This is a genomic window from Streptomyces sp. NPDC003038, from assembly GCF_040611115.1.
Lineage (GTDB): Bacteria > Actinomycetota > Actinomycetes > Streptomycetales > Streptomycetaceae > Streptomyces.
This window is the reverse complement of the sequence record NZ_JBEXNN010000028.1, coordinates 1-16,378: the sequence shown is the minus strand read 5'-3', so window position 1 is coordinate 16,378 and position 16,378 is coordinate 1. Positions and strand designations below refer to the sequence as shown.

14 protein-coding genes and 1 pseudogene are annotated in these 16,378 nt (G+C 73.2%); 3 read left to right on the top strand and 12 right to left on the bottom strand.

The annotated features are described in order from the left end of the window. Positions 1–11 precede the first annotated feature (11 nt). Positions 12–1,637: an APC family permease gene (locus tag ABZX75_RS27020; RefSeq protein ID WP_355414917.1), complete on the bottom strand. Its 1,626-nt coding sequence runs from the start codon at positions 1,635–1,637 to the stop codon at positions 12–14. A 180-nt stretch (positions 1,638–1,817) separates the two neighbouring features. Between ABZX75_RS27020 and ABZX75_RS27015 the strand changes: the two genes are divergently transcribed. Then, the gene (locus tag ABZX75_RS27015) at positions 1,818–3,437 is read left to right on the top strand and encodes a PucR family transcriptional regulator (protein WP_355414915.1); all 1,620 of its coding nucleotides are present in this window, start codon (positions 1,818–1,820) and stop codon (positions 3,435–3,437) included. Positions 3,438–3,659: 222 nt separating this feature from the next. Here the strand turns inward: ABZX75_RS27015 and ABZX75_RS27010 are convergent, their stop codons facing one another. From ABZX75_RS27010 to ABZX75_RS26990, 5 genes are all read right to left on the bottom strand, one after another. Next, entirely contained in the window at positions 3,660–4,784 is a 1,125-nt protein-coding gene (locus ABZX75_RS27010) for a glycosyltransferase family 4 protein (RefSeq protein ID WP_355414913.1), read from the bottom strand. Between the two features lie 302 nt (positions 4,785–5,086). Then, on the bottom strand, positions 5,087–6,829 hold the full coding sequence (recN, locus tag ABZX75_RS27005; protein WP_355415000.1) for a DNA repair protein RecN: 1,743 nt from the start codon (positions 6,827–6,829) through the stop codon (positions 5,087–5,089). Positions 6,830–6,992: 163 nt separating this feature from the next. Then, positions 6,993–7,910 carry an NAD kinase gene (locus ABZX75_RS27000; protein WP_355414911.1) on the bottom strand — a complete coding sequence of 306 codons (918 nt, stop codon included), beginning with the start codon at positions 7,908–7,910 and terminating at the stop codon, positions 6,993–6,995. Further along, the gene (locus tag ABZX75_RS26995; protein WP_355414909.1) at positions 7,907–8,722 is read right to left on the bottom strand and encodes a TlyA family RNA methyltransferase; all 816 of its coding nucleotides are present in this window, start codon (positions 8,720–8,722) and stop codon (positions 7,907–7,909) included. The genes ABZX75_RS27000 and ABZX75_RS26995 overlap by 4 nt, the downstream gene beginning before the upstream one ends. A gap of 7 nt (positions 8,723–8,729) precedes the next feature. Next, entirely contained in the window at positions 8,730–9,008 is a 279-nt protein-coding gene (locus ABZX75_RS26990; RefSeq protein ID WP_355414907.1) for a hypothetical protein, read from the bottom strand. A gap of 64 nt (positions 9,009–9,072) precedes the next feature. Here ABZX75_RS26990 and ABZX75_RS26985 point away from each other — a divergent pair, with 64 nt between their 5' ends. Beyond that, a complete protein-coding gene (locus ABZX75_RS26985) occupies positions 9,073–9,420 on the top strand; it encodes an SCP2 sterol-binding domain-containing protein (RefSeq protein ID WP_355414905.1) in 348 nt (115 codons plus the stop codon). A 46-nt stretch (positions 9,421–9,466) separates the two neighbouring features. On the opposite strand, the gene ABZX75_RS26980 is transcribed toward ABZX75_RS26985, so the two are convergent. The 4 genes from ABZX75_RS26980 to ABZX75_RS26965 are packed head-to-tail and all read right to left on the bottom strand — an operon-like array spanning position 9,467 to position 13,553. Continuing rightward, positions 9,467–10,309: an ABC transporter ATP-binding protein gene (locus ABZX75_RS26980; RefSeq protein ID WP_355414903.1), complete on the bottom strand. Its 843-nt coding sequence runs from the start codon at positions 10,307–10,309 to the stop codon at positions 9,467–9,469. After that, positions 10,306–11,382 (bottom strand): iron chelate uptake ABC transporter family permease subunit, encoded by a 1,077-nt coding sequence (locus ABZX75_RS26975; protein ID WP_355414901.1) that lies wholly within the window; start codon positions 11,380–11,382, stop codon positions 10,306–10,308. The genes ABZX75_RS26980 and ABZX75_RS26975 overlap by 4 nt, the downstream gene beginning before the upstream one ends. Continuing rightward, positions 11,379–12,437, bottom strand: coding sequence for an iron chelate uptake ABC transporter family permease subunit (locus ABZX75_RS26970; protein WP_355414899.1), 1,059 nt, complete (start codon positions 12,435–12,437; stop codon positions 11,379–11,381). Before ABZX75_RS26970 ends, ABZX75_RS26975 begins: the two co-directional genes overlap by 4 nt. Positions 12,438–12,485: 48 nt before the next feature. Next, the gene (locus ABZX75_RS26965) at positions 12,486–13,553 is read right to left on the bottom strand and encodes an HAD-IIA family hydrolase (protein WP_355414897.1); all 1,068 of its coding nucleotides are present in this window, start codon (positions 13,551–13,553) and stop codon (positions 12,486–12,488) included. 88 nt (positions 13,554–13,641) lie between these two features. Between ABZX75_RS26965 and ABZX75_RS26960 the strand changes: the two genes are divergently transcribed. Further along, positions 13,642–14,913 carry a DUF1015 domain-containing protein gene (locus ABZX75_RS26960; protein WP_355414895.1) on the top strand — a complete coding sequence of 424 codons (1,272 nt, stop codon included), beginning with the start codon at positions 13,642–13,644 and terminating at the stop codon, positions 14,911–14,913. A gap of 73 nt (positions 14,914–14,986) precedes the next feature. Here the strand turns inward: ABZX75_RS26960 and ABZX75_RS26955 are convergent, their stop codons facing one another. Beyond that, positions 14,987–15,856 (bottom strand): tetratricopeptide repeat protein, encoded by an 870-nt coding sequence (locus ABZX75_RS26955; RefSeq protein ID WP_355414893.1) that lies wholly within the window; start codon positions 15,854–15,856, stop codon positions 14,987–14,989. After that, positions 15,838–16,378 (bottom strand): annotated as a pseudogene (locus tag ABZX75_RS26950) (hypothetical protein); the annotation flags it as partial. The gene ABZX75_RS26955 and the pseudogene ABZX75_RS26950, both read right to left, overlap by 19 nt.

Genomic DNA, 16,378 nt, shown 5'->3' with positions numbered 1-16,378 from the left:
GCGGGGGCTCCTCAGACGTTCGCGGCGGTCGGGTCGGACGGCGCGGAGGGGGTGGTGGGAGTGGAGGCGGTGGAGGGGGTGGAGGGTGACGAAGGGTCGGACGAGGCGGCGGCCGAGTCCGGGGGGGCGGTGTCACCGGTGCGCTCGGCGGCGTCCTCCAGAACGATCCGGCCGATGATCTCGTAGCGCTCGGGCGCCTTGGCCTTGAGCCAGAAGCCGAGCCCGAGCCCGCCGAGGAAGACGCCGCCGACGATCCACGGGATCAGGGTGAAGAAGACGGAGCCGGCGGCGCTTCCCGCCGCGGTCTCCATGTTGAGCACGAGCAGGACCACGACGGCGGTCATGCCGACGCCGCCGAGCAGCGGGGCGGTCATGGTCTTGAACCAGTGCCGGTCCTCGGGGTGGTTCTTGCGGAAGTACCCGATGACGGCGAAGGAGCACAGTGTCTGCACGATCAGGATGGCCATCGTGCCGAGGATCGCGAGCAGCGTGTAGAGGTGCAGGTACGGGTCCTGGCCGGTGAGCCAGAAGCCGGCGACGAGCGCGGTGGCGATGGCGGTCTGCACCACGGAGGCGATGTACGGGGAACCGTGCTTGGCGTGCGTGCGGCCGAGCTTCGGGGAGAGGAAGCCCTCCCGGCCGATGGCGTAGAGGTAGCGGGCGGCGCACTGGTGGAACGCCATCCCGCAGGCGAAGGATCCGGTGAGCAGGAGCCACTGGAAGGCGTCGACCGCCCAGGCGCCGATGAAGGCTTGGGTGGGCGCGAAGAAGAGGTCGAGGGGGCTGGCGGAGGCGGACAGTTCCACGGACTTGGTCAGGCCGTTGCCCGCGATGGCCATCCAGGAGACGTAGATGTAGAAGAGGCCGACGCCGACGACCGAGATGAGGGTGGCCCTGGGGATGACCCGCTTCGGGTCGCGCGACTCCTCCCCGTACATGGCGGTGGATTCGAAGCCGACCCAGGACCAGAAGGCGAAGAAGAGGCCGAGCCCTGCGGAGGTGCCGGTGAAGGCGTTCTTCGGGTTGACGGGTTCGAGCGGGATCCCGTCCGGGCCGCCGCCGGCGATCAGGACCGCGGTGGCGACGGCGAACAGCACGGCGATCTCCGCGACGAGCATCACGCCGAGCGCCCGGGCGGTGAGGTTGATGTCGAAGTGCGCGAGGGCGGCCGTGACGGCCAGCATGGCGGCCGCGTAGAGCACCCAGGGCAGGTCGACCCCGAGCTGGTCCTGGACGGTGGTCTTGGCGAAGTAGGAGAACACCCCGACGATCGAGGCCTCGAAGACGATGTACGCGAGGACGGCGAGCATCCCGGAGGCCATTCCGGCGATCCGTCCCAGGCCGTGCGAGATGTATCCGTAGAAGGCGCCGGCGGCGGTGATGCGCTTGGCCATCGCGACGTAGCCGACGGCGAAGACGGTCAGGACGAGGGTCGCGAAGAGATAGCCGGCCGGGGCGCCGACGCCGTTTCCGAAACCGACCGCGATGGGGAGGTTGCCGGTCATGGCGGTGATCGGGGCGGCGGTGGCGACCGCCATGAACACGACGCCGACCAACCCGACCGAGTTGGCCTTCAGCCGCTGCACCTGCGGGGTTGCGGCTGTCTCGGGCGACTTGCCGGTGTTGTCTCTGCTCATGGCGTCCTCTTCTGTGTGGAGGGCGCCACTCTCTCCCCGCGTGACGCAGACCACAATCGGCATGTAGTCCGATAATCTCCTTGCAGGGAAGACGAGTTGTCGGGCCGGATGGGGGCATATCGGTCTCCGTAACCGATGAGTGATGTGTTCGGAACAGCCAGGCCGGTACCGTCCCGCGATATGGACGACCAGGGCGGGATCACGGTTCAGCGTGCGTTGGAGCTGCCGGGGCTGCGCAGCGGCCTTCCGGAGGTGGTGGCCTGCGCCGATCGCCTGGGCCGGACGGTCCGCTGGGTGCACGCGGGCGAGGTGCCCAACATCGCCTCCCTGCTCAAGGGCGGCGAGCTGCTGCTGACCACGGGGCTCGGCCTCGGCACCCGGCCCGCCGAGCAGCGTGCCTTCGTACGCCGCCTCGCGGACCGGGGGATCGCCGCGCTCGTGGTCGAACTGGGCCCGCGCTTCACCCGCCTTCCGGCGACCATCGTGGACACCGCACGCGCCGCGGGCCTCCCGCTGGTGCAACTCCACCGGGAAGTCCCCTTCGTCACCGTCACGGAGGAGGTCCACACCGAGATCGTCAACGGCCACTACGCCCTGCTGCAGCGCGCCGAGGAAGTCCACCGGCGCTGCACGGAAGCACTGCTGGGCGGCGGCGGCATCCCCCAGGTCCTGCGCATCCTGGCCGACTTCAGCGCGAACCCGGTCTTCCTGGAGACCCCCGACGGACAGCTGCTGTACGCGGCCGGCAGCTCGGCCGGGGACCCGGGCGCGGACCCCCTCCAGGTGTGGGAGGGCCTACGGGGCCAGCGCGAGGCCGAGCCGTCGGCCAACGCGGTGGTCGTCGACGTACCGGGCGGGGGCCACGGCACGGGCTCGGTCCGGGCGCGGGTCGTACTGCTGGGCGTCTCGGCCCCCCTCCTGCCCGTGCACCGCATGGCGGCGGAACGCACGGCGGGCGTCCTCGCGGTGGTACTGATGCAGGCCAGGCAGGAGGAAGAACTGGCGGCGCGCGGCCGCGGCGACTTCCTGACGGACCTGGCGGAGGGCCGCATCTCGGCGGAGGACGCCCCGGCGCAGGCCCGCGTCCTGGGCTTCAAGCCGGGCGCCGGGCCGCTGCTGCCGGTGGTCATGCGGCTGTCCCCGGAGCTGAGCCCCTCCGGCAACTGGGCCGTCCTGGCCCGGGCCGTCCTGGAGGAGCTGTCGTCCGTCGGGGTCCCGGTCCTGCTGGGCGTCCGCCCGGTCGAGGGCCGGGTCCCGCTCCTGGTCTCCCTGCGCGCGGAGTCCGAACGTACGGCCGTGGCGGACCGGGTCGCCGCCGCGCTGCGGGCAGGCGTCGACCGCGCGGGCCTCGACCGCGCCACCGCCCCGCCCGCCGTGGTCGTCGGCGTCCCGGGCGGCTGGGCGGCCGCCTCGTCGGGCCTGCGCCACGCCGCGGAGACCGCCACGGCCGCCCACGGCCTCCCGCCCCGCCCCTGGTACGACGCCCGGCGCCTGGACATCGACCTGCTGCTGTGGCGGCTGCGCGAACAGCCCGACCTGGCGGCCTTCGTGGACCGCGCGATCGGCCCGCTCCGGGCGCACGACGTGACCTCGCGGCCGCCGCTGCTGCCCACCCTGGAGACGTACCTCGCCCACGCGGGCCGCAAAGCGGAAACGGCCCGCGAGCTCCACCTCAACCGCCAGACCCTCTACAACCGCCTGGCCCGCATCTCGGAACTCCTGGGCACCGACCTGGACGACCCCGAAACGGTCCTCTCCCTCAGCCTGGCCCTCCGCGCCCGCCGCCACGTCCCTTCTTGACGCATCCCCCGCGTCACCGCGCAGCGGAACATCCACCCGGCCGGGCACATCCAGCCCCGGCATATTCAGCCCCGCCGGCGTTTGAGGCGCGGGGTCCGGGGCGGAGCCCCGGGTTGCCGCGCAGCGGCACTTCCGCCCCGCCGGCACATCCACCCGCCGGGCACATTCGGCCCCGCCGGCGTGTGAGGCGCGGGGTCCCGGCCGAACCCAGGGGAAGCCGCGTCAGCGGCGGGCCCGTTCCATCAGCTCGTCGTAGACGGACAGGACCTGCGCGACCGTGTCGTCCTCCGACGGCCACGTCGCGGCCTGGGCGCGCCCGGCAGCGGCCAGCTCCGCCCGCCGTTCCGGATCTCCCAGCAGCCCGGCAACGGCCTCGGCCAACGCCCCCGCGTCCCCGTACGGCACCAGCACCGCCCCCTCCCCCACCAGCTCCGGCACTCCCCCCACCGCCGTGGCCACCAACGGCACACCCGCCCGCAGCGCCTCCTGCGCCAGCGGCGCCCGCGCCTCCCACCGGCTCGGCAGCACCGCCAGGTCCGCCGCCGCCAGCAGCTGCGCCGCATCCCGGCGCCGCCCCAGCAGCCGCACCGGCAGCCCCTCCGCCTCGATCCGCCGGGACAGTTCGGCCCGCAGCGGCCCCTCCCCCGCGATCACCAGCAGCGGTACGGGATCCAGCGCCCGCCACGCCCGCGCCGCGTCGAGGAGTACGGAGTACCCCCGGTGCGGCACCAGGCTCCCGACGGCGATCAGCAACGGCCTTTCCACCGCCCCGAGTTCCGCCCGCGCCTTGCCGGGATCCGGAGCCGGCTCCGGCCACCCGGGCGCGGGCGCGGGCACCGCCACCGGCGCCAGCCGCGCGTCCCGCGCCCCCCGCAGGCGCGCGAGGTCCACCTGGTCCGAGGAGGCTCCCAGCACGACCGCCGCGGCCCGCGCCACATGGCGTTCCAGGATCCGGCTCAGCCGCCCGAGCGCACCGGCGGCCTCGGGGCCGTCACCGTGCCAGCTCACCACCAGCGGCACGCGCCGCCCCCGCAGCGCCAGCGCGGCCCGCATCCCGGCCCGTACGCCGTGCGCGTGGACAACGTCCGCGCCGGCGCACGCGGCCCGCAGCGCGCTCACCGCGTCGGGCGCGAACCGCGCCCCGGCTCCGGTGAAGTCGTACTCCCCCTCCGCTTCGACGGGCGCGCACACCGTGACCCGTACCCCGCGCGCGGCGAGCCCGGTCGCGAGCGACCGTACGTGCGCGCCGCTGTCCGCGCCCGCCCCGCCGAGTACGTGGACGGTCCGCAGCGGCGGCCGCCCGTAGGGCTGGGCGGGGACCGGGGCGGAGACCGGGGAGCTGCTCACGGGCCGAAGCTCCTGGGTGAGGGAGTCAGAGACGTCGCCCAGGATGCCAGCCCGCACGCGCGTTCCGGGACCATACGGGTGCGGATCCCGTGTGAGATCGCGTCAGACACCCTCCAGCCTCACCCACACGGGCTATCGCCGCGTCCTCCCGGCGCGTTCCGGTTCGGGCCCGTCACTTCGCCCCGCGGGACCTATCCGGCGGGGCGAAGTGCTGTGAAGTGGCTGGTGCGGGTGCGGGCCCGGGGTGTGTCGGTGAGGTGGGCGTCGATGCGGGCGAGGTTGAGGTCGCCTCGGTCGTCGCCTTACGTGACCGCGTCCGCGTCGGCGTCGGCGTGCGCCGCCGCCAGCAGTTCCTCGGCGTGGGCCCGTGCCGAGGCCGAGTCCTCGTGGCCCGCGAGCATGCGCGACAGCTCGCGGATCCGGTCCTCGCCCTCCAGGACGGTGACCCCGCTGCGCGTCACGGAGCCGTCGTTGGTCTTCTCGACCAGCAGCTGCCGGTCCGCGAAGGCCGCCACCTGCGGCAGGTGCGTGACGACGACGACCTGCGCCGACTTGGCCAGCTTGGCCAGGCGTCGGCCCACCTCGACCGCCGCCTTGCCGCCGACGCCCGCGTCGACCTCGTCGAAGAGGTACGTCGGCACCGGGTCGGAGCCCGCGAAGACGACCTCCACGGCCAGCATCACCCGGGACAGCTCACCGCCCGAGGCGCCCTTGGCGATCGGCCGGGGCTGGGCTCCGGGGTGCGGGGCCAGCAGCAGTTCCACCTCGTCCGCGCCCGAAGGGCCGTAGGCGACGCGGCGGCCGTCCACCTCCACGCCGTCGGGGTCCTCGACCTGCCGGACGTCGATCGTGACCCGCGCGTGCGGCATGGCCAGGGAGGCCAGCTCCTCGGTGACGGCCGAGGCGAAGCGCGTCGCCGCCTCCACCCGGGCGTCCGTCAACGCCTGCGCCAGCAGGGAGAGTTCGGAGCGCAGCCCGTCCCGCTCCGCGGTCAGCTCGGCGATCCGCTCGTCGTCGCCGTCCAGCTCCAGCAGCCGCGCCGCGCCCTGCTCGGCCCACTCCAGCACCGCGTCCACGGTGCCCGCGGAGCCGTACTTGCGCGTCAGCTGGGTCAGGGCCGCCCGCCGCTCCTCCACCGCGGCGAGCCGCAGCGGATCGGCGTCCAGGTCGTCGGCGTACCCCGCGAGTTCCCCGGCCACATCCGCCAGCAGGATCCCCAGCTCCGCGATCCGCTCGGCGAGCGAGCCGAGCGCCGGGTCGTGGGACCGTACGGATTCCAGTGCCCGGTGGGCGCCCGCGACGAGGGTGTTGGCGTCGATGCCCTCGGGGTCCTCGGGATTGCCCGCGAGTGCTGCGTGCGCCACCTGCGCCGCCGAGGCCAGCGACTCGGCGTGGCCGAGCCGCTCCGCCTCCGCCGCCAGTTCGGTGTCCTCACCGGCCACCGGTTCCACGGCCGCGATCTCGTCCAGCCCGAAGCGCAGCAGGTCGGCCTCCTGGGCCCGTTCCCGGGCCCGGGTGGTGATGGTCTCCAGTTCGACGGCGACCGCGCGGAGCCGCCGGTAGGCGGCCGCGTACTTCTCCAGCGGAACGGCGACGGCGTCCCCGGCGTAGCGGTCGAGCGCCTGCCGCTGGCGGGCCGGCCTCAGCAGCCCCTGCTGGTCGGTCTGTCCGTGGACGGCGACCAGGTCGTCCGCGAGTTCGGCGAGCAGGCCGACGGGCACGGATCGGCCGCCGACGTGGGCGCGTGAGCGTCCCTCGGCGGACACGGTGCGGCTGATCAGCAGGGCGCCGTCGTCGAGCTCCGCCCCGGCCTCCTCGGCGCGCAGGGCGGCGGGAGCGCCCGGGCGCAGCACGATGCGCCCCTCGACGACCGCGGCCTTGGCCCCGACGCGTACGAGGGCCGCGTCGGCGCGACCGCCGAGCAGCAGCCCGAGGCTGGTGACGACCATCGTCTTGCCCGCGCCGGTCTCGCCGGTCACCGCGGTGAAACCGGGCGACAGCTCGACCACCGCGTCGTCGATGACCCCGAGCGACCGTATCCGCATCTCCTCAAGCACGGGACGACGATACCGAGGTTTCATGGGTGCCATGTGACGTCACCCGCCGAGAGTTCTCCGAACGGACGTGCTATTAGGGCGCCCCTCAAGGCGCGCCCCGAGAGACGGCGGGCGCGAGAAGAGGCGCTACGTCGGGCGCCGGAAGAGGTCGCTAGTGGGGCGCTCCACGCCAGCCCGACACCGGCAGCGCGAACTTCGCGACGAGCCGGTCCGTGAAGGACGCGTGGTGCAGGCGGGCGAGTCGCACGGGCACCGCGCCCCGCCGGACCTCCACCCGGGCCCCGTCCGGCAGCTCCAGCATGCGACGGCCGTCGCACCACAGCACCCCGTGCGGAGTCCCCGTCTGCACCTCCACCGCCAGCACCGAGGTCGGCGAGGTCACCAGCGGCTTCGCGAACAGCGCGTGCGCACTGATCGGCACCATCAGCAGCGCCTCCACCTCCGGCCAGACCACCGGCCCGCCCGCGGAGAAGGCGTACGCCGTCGAGCCGGTCGGAGTCGCGCAGACGATGCCGTCGCAGCCGAAACCGGACACCGGGCGCCCGTCGACCTCCAGGACCACCTCCAGCATCCGCTCCGGCGACACCTTCTGGACGGCGGCCTCGTTCAGCGCCCAGTCCCGGTGGACGACATCGCCGTTCCTGCGCACGATCACGTCGAGGGTCATCCGCTCCTCGACCTCGTACTCGCGCGTCACGACCCGGTCCACGACCTTGTCCAGGTCGTCCCGCTCGGCCTCGGCGAGGAATCCCACCCGGCCCAGGTTGACGCCCAGCATCGGCACCCCGGAAGCACGCGCGAACTCCGCGCCGCGCAGCAGCGTCCCGTCCCCGCCCAGGACGATCAGCAGCTCGCAGCCGTCGAGCACCCCGGGATCCGACTCCCTGACGAGCTCCACCTCGGGTGGCAGCGGCAGGTCCACCGCCTCGTGCTGGAAGACCCGTACGCCCAGCCCGCACCGCAGCAGGCCCTGGACGACGAGCTCGGCGCTGCGGATGGCCGCCGGCCGCCCGGTGTGCGCGAGGAGGAACACCTTGCGCACCACTGATGAAGTTGATGAATGTGTCACTGCGGCCCCTCCGCCACTGCCCGCTCGACATCCGCCGGGTCGAGTTCGGGTGCCCCCGCCCGCAACCACAGAAAGTACTCGACGTTCCCCGACGGCCCCGGCAGCGGACTGGCGGTCACCCCGAGCACGCCCAGCCCCAGCTTCGCCGCCTGCGCCGCGACCTCGCGCACGGCCTCCGCCCGCAGCTCCGGGCTGCGCACCACACCACCGCTGCCCAGCCGGTCCTTGCCGACCTCGAACTGCGGCTTCACCATCAGCACGAGGTCCGCGTCCGGCGCCGTGCACCGCACCAGCGCGGGCAGCACCAGGCCGATCGAGATGAAGGACAGGTCGCCGACGACCACGTCGGCCGGGACTCCGCCGATCTGCTCGACCGTCAGCTCGCGGACGTTCGTACGGTCCTTGACGGTGACCCGGTCGTCGCTCTGCAGCGACCAGGCGAGCTGCCCGTAGCCCACGTCCACGGCGACGACATGGTCGACGCCCGCGCGCAGCAGTACGTCGGTGAACCCGCCGGTCGAGGCGCCGGCGTCCAGCGCCCGGCGGCCCTCCACGCGCAGCCCCAGCGGCTGGAAGGCCGCGAGCGCGCCCGCGAGTTTGTGGCCGCCGCGGGAGACGTAGTCGGGGTCGCTGTCGTCCTTGAGGACGACCAGAGCCGCGCTGGTCTCGACCTGGGTGGCCGCCTTGGTCGCGGTGGTGCCGCCCACGGTCACCCGGCCCGCGGCGATCAGCTGCGCGGCGTGCTCGCGGGAGCGGGCCATGCTGCGGCGTACCAGTTCGGCGTCCAGGCGGCGGCGTGCCACTCCTGCCACGTTCGGTTCAGCTCCTGTTTTCGTACGGTCCGGGGACGGGCGGTGCGTCCAGCGCGGTCAGCGCCTCGCGCAGCCCCCTGTGGACATCCTCGTACACCGCGAGGTGGCCCTCCGCGGCGAGGTGGTCGGCGTCCGCCAGCCGCGCCAGGTGCCCGTCCACACCGGCGTGGCCGGTGGTGGTGCGTACGACGCCCAGTGCCGCGGGCCCGGCGGGCTCGGCGGCGGCTTCGGCGGCAGGCGCCCGCGGGGCACCGGCAGGCACGGCATCGGGCACTTCGTCGCTCATGCCCCGACGCTACCCCGAAGCGCCCCGCGACCACGCATGGCTCTGCGGTACGGTCGTGATCACGATGGCTACGATCCAGGAGTGCCGCGAAGCACTCGACCAACTCTCCGGCAGTCTCGCGCGGGCCGAAGGCGGCGTGCGCGGCACTGCCGCGCTCGACCGCTCCTTGAGCTGCCACATCACCGACCTGGACCGCACCTTCACGGGCCGCCTCCAGGACGGCCGGATCCTGGTGGAGACGCTCACCCCCGGCCCGCCGGCCGCCAAGGCCGAGATCCGGCTCGCGATGGCCGGCGACGACCTGGTCGCGATGGTCGCGGGCGAGCTGAAGTTCGCCAAGGCCTGGGCCTCGGGCCGGGTCAGTCTGGAGGCGGGCTTCCGCGACCTGCTCCGGCTGAAGAGCCTGCTCTAGCAGGGTCGCGATCGCGGTGGAGCCCCGCGGGGCGGGCCCGCGCCCGCTATACGGCGCGAGCCACCGCCCGGACGCCCCGCGCCGCCGGAATCACCAGCGGCGTCCCCGTCTCCGGGTCGTCGATGATCTGGCAGCGCAGCCCGAACACCTTCTCCACCAGCTCGGCCGTGACCACCTCCGCCGGCGGCCCCTCGGCGACGACCTCGCCGCCCCGCATCGCGATCAGGTGCGTGGCGTACCGGGCCGCGTGGTTGAGGTCGTGCAGCACCGCGACCAGGGTCCGCCCCTGGTTCTCGTGCAGCTCGGCGCACAGGTCGAGCACGTCGATCTGGTGCTGGATGTCCAGGTAGGTCGTCGGCTCGTCCAGCAGCAGCAGCGGGGTCTGCTGGGCCAGCGCCATCGCGATCCACACGCGCTGCCGCTGCCCGCCCGACAGCTCGTCCACGGCCCGGTCCGCGAGCTCGGCGACCCCGGTGGAGACCATCGACTCCACCACGATCCGCTCGTCCTCCTGCGACCACTGCCGCAGCAGCCCCTGGTGCGGGTACCGGCCGCGCGAGACCAGATCGGCCACCGTGATGCCGTCGGGCGCGATCGAGGACTGCGGCAGCAGGCCGAGGGTCTTGGCCACCTTCTTCGCCGGCATGGACCCGATGGCCTGCCCGTCCAGCAGCACCCGTCCGGCGGCCGGCTTCAGCATCCGCGAGAGGGCGCGCAGCAGCGTGGACTTGCCGCAGGCGTTGGGACCGACGATCACCGTGAAGGAGTTGTCGGGGATCTCCACCGACAGGTTCTCGGCGATGACCCGCTGGTCGTAGCCGAGGGTCACGTTCTCCGCGGTCAGCCGCTGCACTTGCCCACTCCTCAGGTTCCGATACGTCGCAGTCATATACGTCCCGCCTTGCGCTCGGTGACGAGCAGCCAGAGCAGATAGACACCGCCGACCAGCCCGGTCACCACACCCACCGGGAGCTGGTCGGAGCCGAAGGCCCGCTGCGAGGCCCAGTCGGACACCAGCAGCAGCACCGAGCCCATGAGGGCGGCGGTCAGCAGGCTCCCCCCGGGTGAGCGGGTCAGCCGCCGGGCCAGCTGCGGCGCGGCCAGCGCGACGAAGCTGATGGGCCCGGCCGCGGCGCTCGCCGCGGTGGTGAGCAGGATCGCCGCCAGCATCAGCAGCAGGCGCGTGCGTTCCACCCGTACTCCCAGGGCGTACGCGGCGTCGTCGCCCATCTCCATCATCCGCAGGGCCCGGCCCTGCCCGAGGACCAGGGGGAAGAGCACCGCGCAGGTCACGAGGAGCGGCCACACCTGAGCCCAGTCCCGGCCGGCCAGTGAACCGGTCAGCCAGACCATCGCCCGGGTGGCCTCGACCAGTTGGGCCTTTGTGAGCAGGTACTGGATGACGGCGACGAGCATGGCGGAGGCCCCGATGCCCACCAGCACCAGCCGGTAGCCCTGGACCCCCTGCTTGTAGGCCAGCAGGTAGACGGCGACACCGGCCAGCAGGCCGCCGACCAGCGCGCCCGCGGCCACCGCGGTGGCGCTGCCGTTGAACACGATGATGACCGTGAGCGCGCCGACCGCCGAGCCGTAGCCGAAGCCGAGCAGGTCCGGGGAGCCGAGCGGGTTGCGGGAGACGGACTGGAAGACGGCTCCCGACATTCCGAGGGCCGCGCCGACGAGCACGGCGACCAGGACCCTCGGCAGGCGCAGGTCGTTGACGATGAAGTCGTCGGCGGGGGTGCCGTTGCCCAGCAGGGTCCGTACGACGTCCCAGGGCGCGATCTGGAAGTCGCCGGTGCCGATGAGTACGACGGCCATCGCGAGCACCGCGGCGGTGAGCAGTGCCCCGGTGGCCAGGGCACGCCGCTCCACGCGCAGGGACACCCCGCCGGGCAGGCGCAGCGGGCGGGGCCCGGACCGGCCGGCCCGTTCTTTCCGGGGTGCGGCGGTCACTGTCACAGCTGGGCCATCCTCTTGCGCCGAACCAGATAGATGAAGACGGGACCGCCGATGAGGGCGGTGACGATGCCGACCTGGAGTTCGGCGGGCCGGGTCACGACCCGGCCGATGACGTCGGCGCCCAGCAGCAGGACGGGCGAGAGGACGGCCGAGTAGGCGAGCACCCAGCGCATGTCCGGCCCGGTGAACACCCGTACTAGGTGCGGGATCATGAGCCCGATGAAGACGATGGGCCCGCAGGCGGCGGTCGCCGCACCGCAGAGCAGCGTGATGGCGAGCATGGCGCCGATCCGGGTCCGCGTCAGGTTGGCGCCCAGCGCCCGTGCGGTGTCGTCGCCCATGGCCATCGCGTTCAGCGGCCGGCCCAGCGACAGCGCGAGCACCGCGCCCACCAGCAGGAAGGGCGCCACCTGCCGGACGGTGTCCATGTTCGCCGAGGCCAGCGAACCCACCGTCCAGAAGCGCAGCTTGTCGAGCGCCTTGCTGTCCATCAGCTGCACGGCGTTGATGTAGCCGACGAGGGCCGCGCTGGCCGCCGTACCGGCGAGCGCGAGGCGCACCGGCGTGGCGCTGCGGCTGCCGCCGAGGACGTACACGACCACCGAGACGAGGGCGGCGCCGAGGAAGGCCCACCACACGAACTCGCTCAGGGAGTTCGCGCCGAGGAAGCTGATCGCGGAGACGACGGCGGCCGCGGCGCCCGCATTGACGCCGAGGATGCCGGGCTCGGCCAGCGGGTTGCGGGTCAGCGCCTGCATGACGGCGCCGGACAGGCCGAGCCCGAGACCGACCATCAGCCCGAGGAGGGTGCGCGGGATCCTCAGGTCCCGCACCACCACGTCGGAGGGCGTCCCCGAGTAGTCGAACAGGCCGTGCCAGACCTGGTCGAGCGGCATCTGCTTGGCGCCGACGGCGATGCTCGCCACCGCGACCAGCGCCAGCAGCGCGAGGGCGGCGAGCAGGCCGACGGCCCGCGCGGCGTGGCGCGGGCGGGCGACGACGACCGGCGCCGTGCTCTGTTCGGGTTCGGGTTCGGGGGGACTCTCAACCAACACGCAGGTTAGGTTAGCCTACCCTCCGCGCTCTTTGATCCCCCCGGCCGCTCAAAGACCCCGCCTGGCCAGGGCCTTCTCCGCGTCCAGCGTGCAGACCCCGTCCCCGGCCGCCGTCCAGGCCGCCGCGCACAGCGCCCGCAGCCCGTCGATCGGATCGGCGTCCGGCATCGCGGGCTCACCCGTCTCCAGGTTGATGAGCATGCTCACGTCCAGCCTGTGATCCATCGCCACCGCCGACCAGCCACCGCAACGCCAGGCGCCCGCGTGCTCCCGTACCGGCGGCTGCCCGGTCAGCAGTCCCCGCAGGTCCCGGTCCACATACGTCGGCCGGTGCCTGGGCTCGGCGCGCACCAGCTGCTCCGCGTCCGTCACCCCGGTCAGCACCAGCAGCGAGTCCACCTCCCCGTTGAAGGCGCCCTCGATGTCGGTGTCCAGCCGGTCCCCGACCACCAGCGGCCGCTTCGCCCCGGTCCGCAGCACCGTCTCCCGGTGCATCGGGGGCAGCGGCTTGCCCGCCACCTGCGGCTCCGCTCCCGTGGCGATGCGTACGACCTCCACCGCGGCCCCGTTGCCCGGCGCGATCCCGCGCGCCCCCGGAATCGTCAGGTCGGTGTTGGACGCGTACCACGGCACCCCGCGGTTGATCGCGTACGAGGCCTCCGCGAACCGTCCCCACGCCAGATCCGGACCGCCGTACCCCTGGACGACCGCCGCGAGCCCCTCCTCGTCGGCCGACTCCACCGGCACCAGCCCCCGCTCGCGCAACGCGACCCGCAGCCCCTCGCCACCGATCACCAGCACCTTCGACCCCGGCTCCACCTGCTCCGAGATCAGCCGGGCCACCGCCTGCGCGGAAGTGATCACCTCGCCCGCCTCGGTCGGGATGCCGAGCTCGCCCAGGTGCTCCGCGACGGCGTCCGGGGTCCGCAGCGCGTTGTTGGTGACGTACGCGAGGTGCATCCCCTCGGCCCGAGCGACCGCCAGCGACTCCACGGCGTGCTCGATGGCCTCCCCGCCCGCGTACACCACCCCGTCCAGGTCCAGCAGAGCGGTGTCGTACGCCTGGTGCAGACTCCGCTCACTGGCCGCGGGACTGGTCCTGCTCTGCCCGGTCATCCTGTCCGCTCCTCATACGATCGGTCTTGTCTGATTCCGTACTCCCCCCGATCATCCCGCACTGCGAGACGGGTCTTACCATGCACCAATGACCACATCTGGCACCGCGGACCATGGGCTGCGCCTGATTCCCTTCCATGGCCTGCGCTATGTCCCGGAGCGTGTCGGCAGCCTGGCCGCCGTCACCTCTCCGCCGTACGACGTGGTCGTACGCCCCGACGGAGTCGACTACCTCGAATCCGCCGACCCGCACAACATCGTCCGCCTGATCCTTCCGCAGGCCGGCACCCCGGCGGCGCGCAACGAACAGGCCGCGCTCACCCTGCACGACTGGCTCGCCGAGGGAATCCTCAGCGCCGACCCGGAGCCCGCGCTCTACGTCTACGAGCAGCGCAAGGGCAGTCTGCTCCAGCGCGGCATCATCGGCGCCCTCGCCCTGTCCACCGCCGAAGCCGGCATCGTCCTGCCCCACGAGGACGTCATGCCGGACGTGGTCACCGACCGGGCCGGCCTGATGCGGGCCACCTCCGCCAATCTCGAACCCCTCCTCCTCACCTACCGCGGAGAAGAGCCCGGCGGCGGCGCCGCAGCGGTGGTCGAGGCCGCGGCCGGCCGCGCCCCGCTCCTGTCGACCATCACGGAGGACGGCTTCTGCCACCGGCTCTGGGCCGTCACCGACCCCGCCGAACTGGCCGCCGTCGCCGCCGACCTCGGCCACCGCCAGGCCCTCATCGCGGACGGCCACCACCGCTGGGCGACGTACCTGCGCCTCCAGGAGGAACACCGGTCGCCCACCCCGTGGGACTTCGGCCTGGTCCTCCTCGTGGACACCGCCCGCTACCCGCTCCAGGTCCGCGCGATCCACCGGATGCTGCGCCGCCTCCCGGTCGCGCAGGCCCTCGCCGCACTCGAAGGCCACTTCCAGGTCCGTACGGTCGACGGCCCGCTCCCGCTCGCCCTGGAGACCCTCGCGGACGCGGCGGAACGCGGCAACGCCTTCCTCCTGACCGGCGACGGCACCTTCCACCTGGTCACCGACCCCGACCTGGAGCTCCTCGAACGGACCGTCCGCCACGACCGCCCCGAGGCCTGGCGCCGACTGGACGCCACCGTCCTGCACGCGACGCTGCTCGACGAGCTGTGGAACGTCCCGGACGCCCCCGAGCACATCGCGTACATCCACGACGCGGCGGCCAGCGTCGCCATGGCCGAACGCCACGGCGGCACCGCGGTCCTGCTCCACCCGGTACGGGAGGAAGTCGTCCGGGACCTGGCCCGCCAAGGCGTCACGATGCCCCGCAAGTCCACGTCCTTCGGCCCGAAACCGGCCACCGGCCTGGTCCTGCGCAGCCTGGACTGACGGATACCGGCCATCCCGGATATGCGGAAGGGCGGTACCCCGAGGGGTACCGCCCTTCTCATCTCACCCGATATCAGGCCTTGTCGCGGCCCGTGTCCTGCTCGTCGTCCTCGATGACGACGACCTCGTCGGCGACATCCGCGTGGACGTCGTCGACATCGACATCGGCATCGACGTCGACGTCAGCCTCGGACTGCTCGAGGGGCTCGTACTCGTCGTCGTCCTCGTCGTAGTACTCGGCCACGTCCGAGGCACGCTCGGCCGCCGCCACCTCGGCGTCGTCCGTGTCATCGTCGTCGTCCTCGTCGTGCGCCGCGGCGTCGACGAACTCGACCCCGTCCAGCTCGGCGAGCCGGTCCGACGCGTCCATGGCCCCGTCCTTGTCCGCCTCGACGGTCTTGGCGAACCACTCACGTGCCTCGTCCTCACGACCGGCCGCCAGCAGGGCGTCGGCGTAGGCGTACCGCAGACGAGCGGTCCAGGGCTGTACGGCACTGGATGCCAGCTCCGGGCTCTGCAGCGTCACGATGGCGGCATCGAGCTGCCCCATGTCACGCCGCGCACCGGCGGCGACCAGACGCATCTCGACCTGGGCCGCCTTGTCCAGCTTCTGCACCTCGGGCTCGCCGGCCATGGCCAGCGCCCGCTCCGGACGGCCGAGGCCGCGCTCGCAGTCGGCCATGACGGGCCACAGCTCGACCGAGCCGGTCATGCGCTTGGCGGCGCGGAACTCCGCGAGCGCCTCGCTGTACTTCTGCGTGGCGTACGCGGCGAAGCCGGCGGCCTCGCGCACGGCGGCGACACGGGAGGCCAGTCGCAGGGCGATGCGCGCGTACGCGTACGCCTGCTCGGGGTCCTCGTCGATCAGCCGGGCGACCATGACCAGGTTGCGGGAGACTTCCTCGGCCAGCCCCTTGGGCAGGCTCAGGAGCTCCTGACGCACATCGGCGTCGATCTCGAGGCCGGTGACGTCGTCGTCGATCGGAAGCCGCTTGACCGGGTCCCGGTCGCGGTCCGCGCGGAAGTCGCGGTCGCCACCACGGTCATCGCGACCACGGAAGCCACCACGGTCACCACCCGTGGGGCGGTCGCCACGGTCGTCACGACGCGGGTAGGACGGACGGTCCCCACCACGGTCATCACGACGCGGGAAGGACGGCCGGTCGCCACCACGGTCATCACGACCACCGCGGAAACCACCGCGCTCGTCGTCCCGACGCGGGTAGGACGGACGGTCGCCACCACGGTCGTCACGACGGAAACCGCCGCCGCCACCGGCAGGCCGGTCACCACGGTCGTCACGACGGAACGGCGGACGATCGCCACCACGGTCGTCACGACGCGGGAAGGACGGGCGGTCCCCACCGCCGCTGGAAGGACGACCACCACGGTCATCGTCACGGCGGGGGTAGCTGGGCCGGTCGCCACCACGGTCGTCGCGACGGAAACCGCCGCCGCCACCGGC

What these genes read in the sequence shown, in the direction of transcription:
- ABZX75_RS27020 (WP_355414917.1), bottom strand. Translation starts at nt 1,637, where the DNA reads ATGAGCAGAGACAACACCGGCAAGTCGCCCGAGACAGCCGCAACCCCG.
- ABZX75_RS27015 (WP_355414915.1), top strand. Translation starts at nt 1,818, where the DNA reads ATGGACGACCAGGGCGGGATCACGGTTCAGCGTGCGTTGGAGCTGCCG.
- recN (WP_355415000.1), bottom strand. Translation starts at nt 6,829, where the DNA reads ATGCGGATACGGTCGCTCGGGGTCATCGACGACGCGGTGGTCGAGCTG.
- ABZX75_RS26990 (WP_355414907.1), bottom strand. Translation starts at nt 9,008, where the DNA reads ATGAGCGACGAAGTGCCCGATGCCGTGCCTGCCGGTGCCCCGCGGGCG.
- ABZX75_RS26985 (WP_355414905.1), top strand. Translation starts at nt 9,073, where the DNA reads ATGGCTACGATCCAGGAGTGCCGCGAAGCACTCGACCAACTCTCCGGC.
- ABZX75_RS26980 (WP_355414903.1), bottom strand. Translation starts at nt 10,309, where the DNA reads ATGACTGCGACGTATCGGAACCTGAGGAGTGGGCAAGTGCAGCGGCTG.
- ABZX75_RS26965 (WP_355414897.1), bottom strand. Translation starts at nt 13,553, where the DNA reads ATGACCGGGCAGAGCAGGACCAGTCCCGCGGCCAGTGAGCGGAGTCTG.
- ABZX75_RS26960 (WP_355414895.1), top strand. Translation starts at nt 13,642, where the DNA reads ATGACCACATCTGGCACCGCGGACCATGGGCTGCGCCTGATTCCCTTC.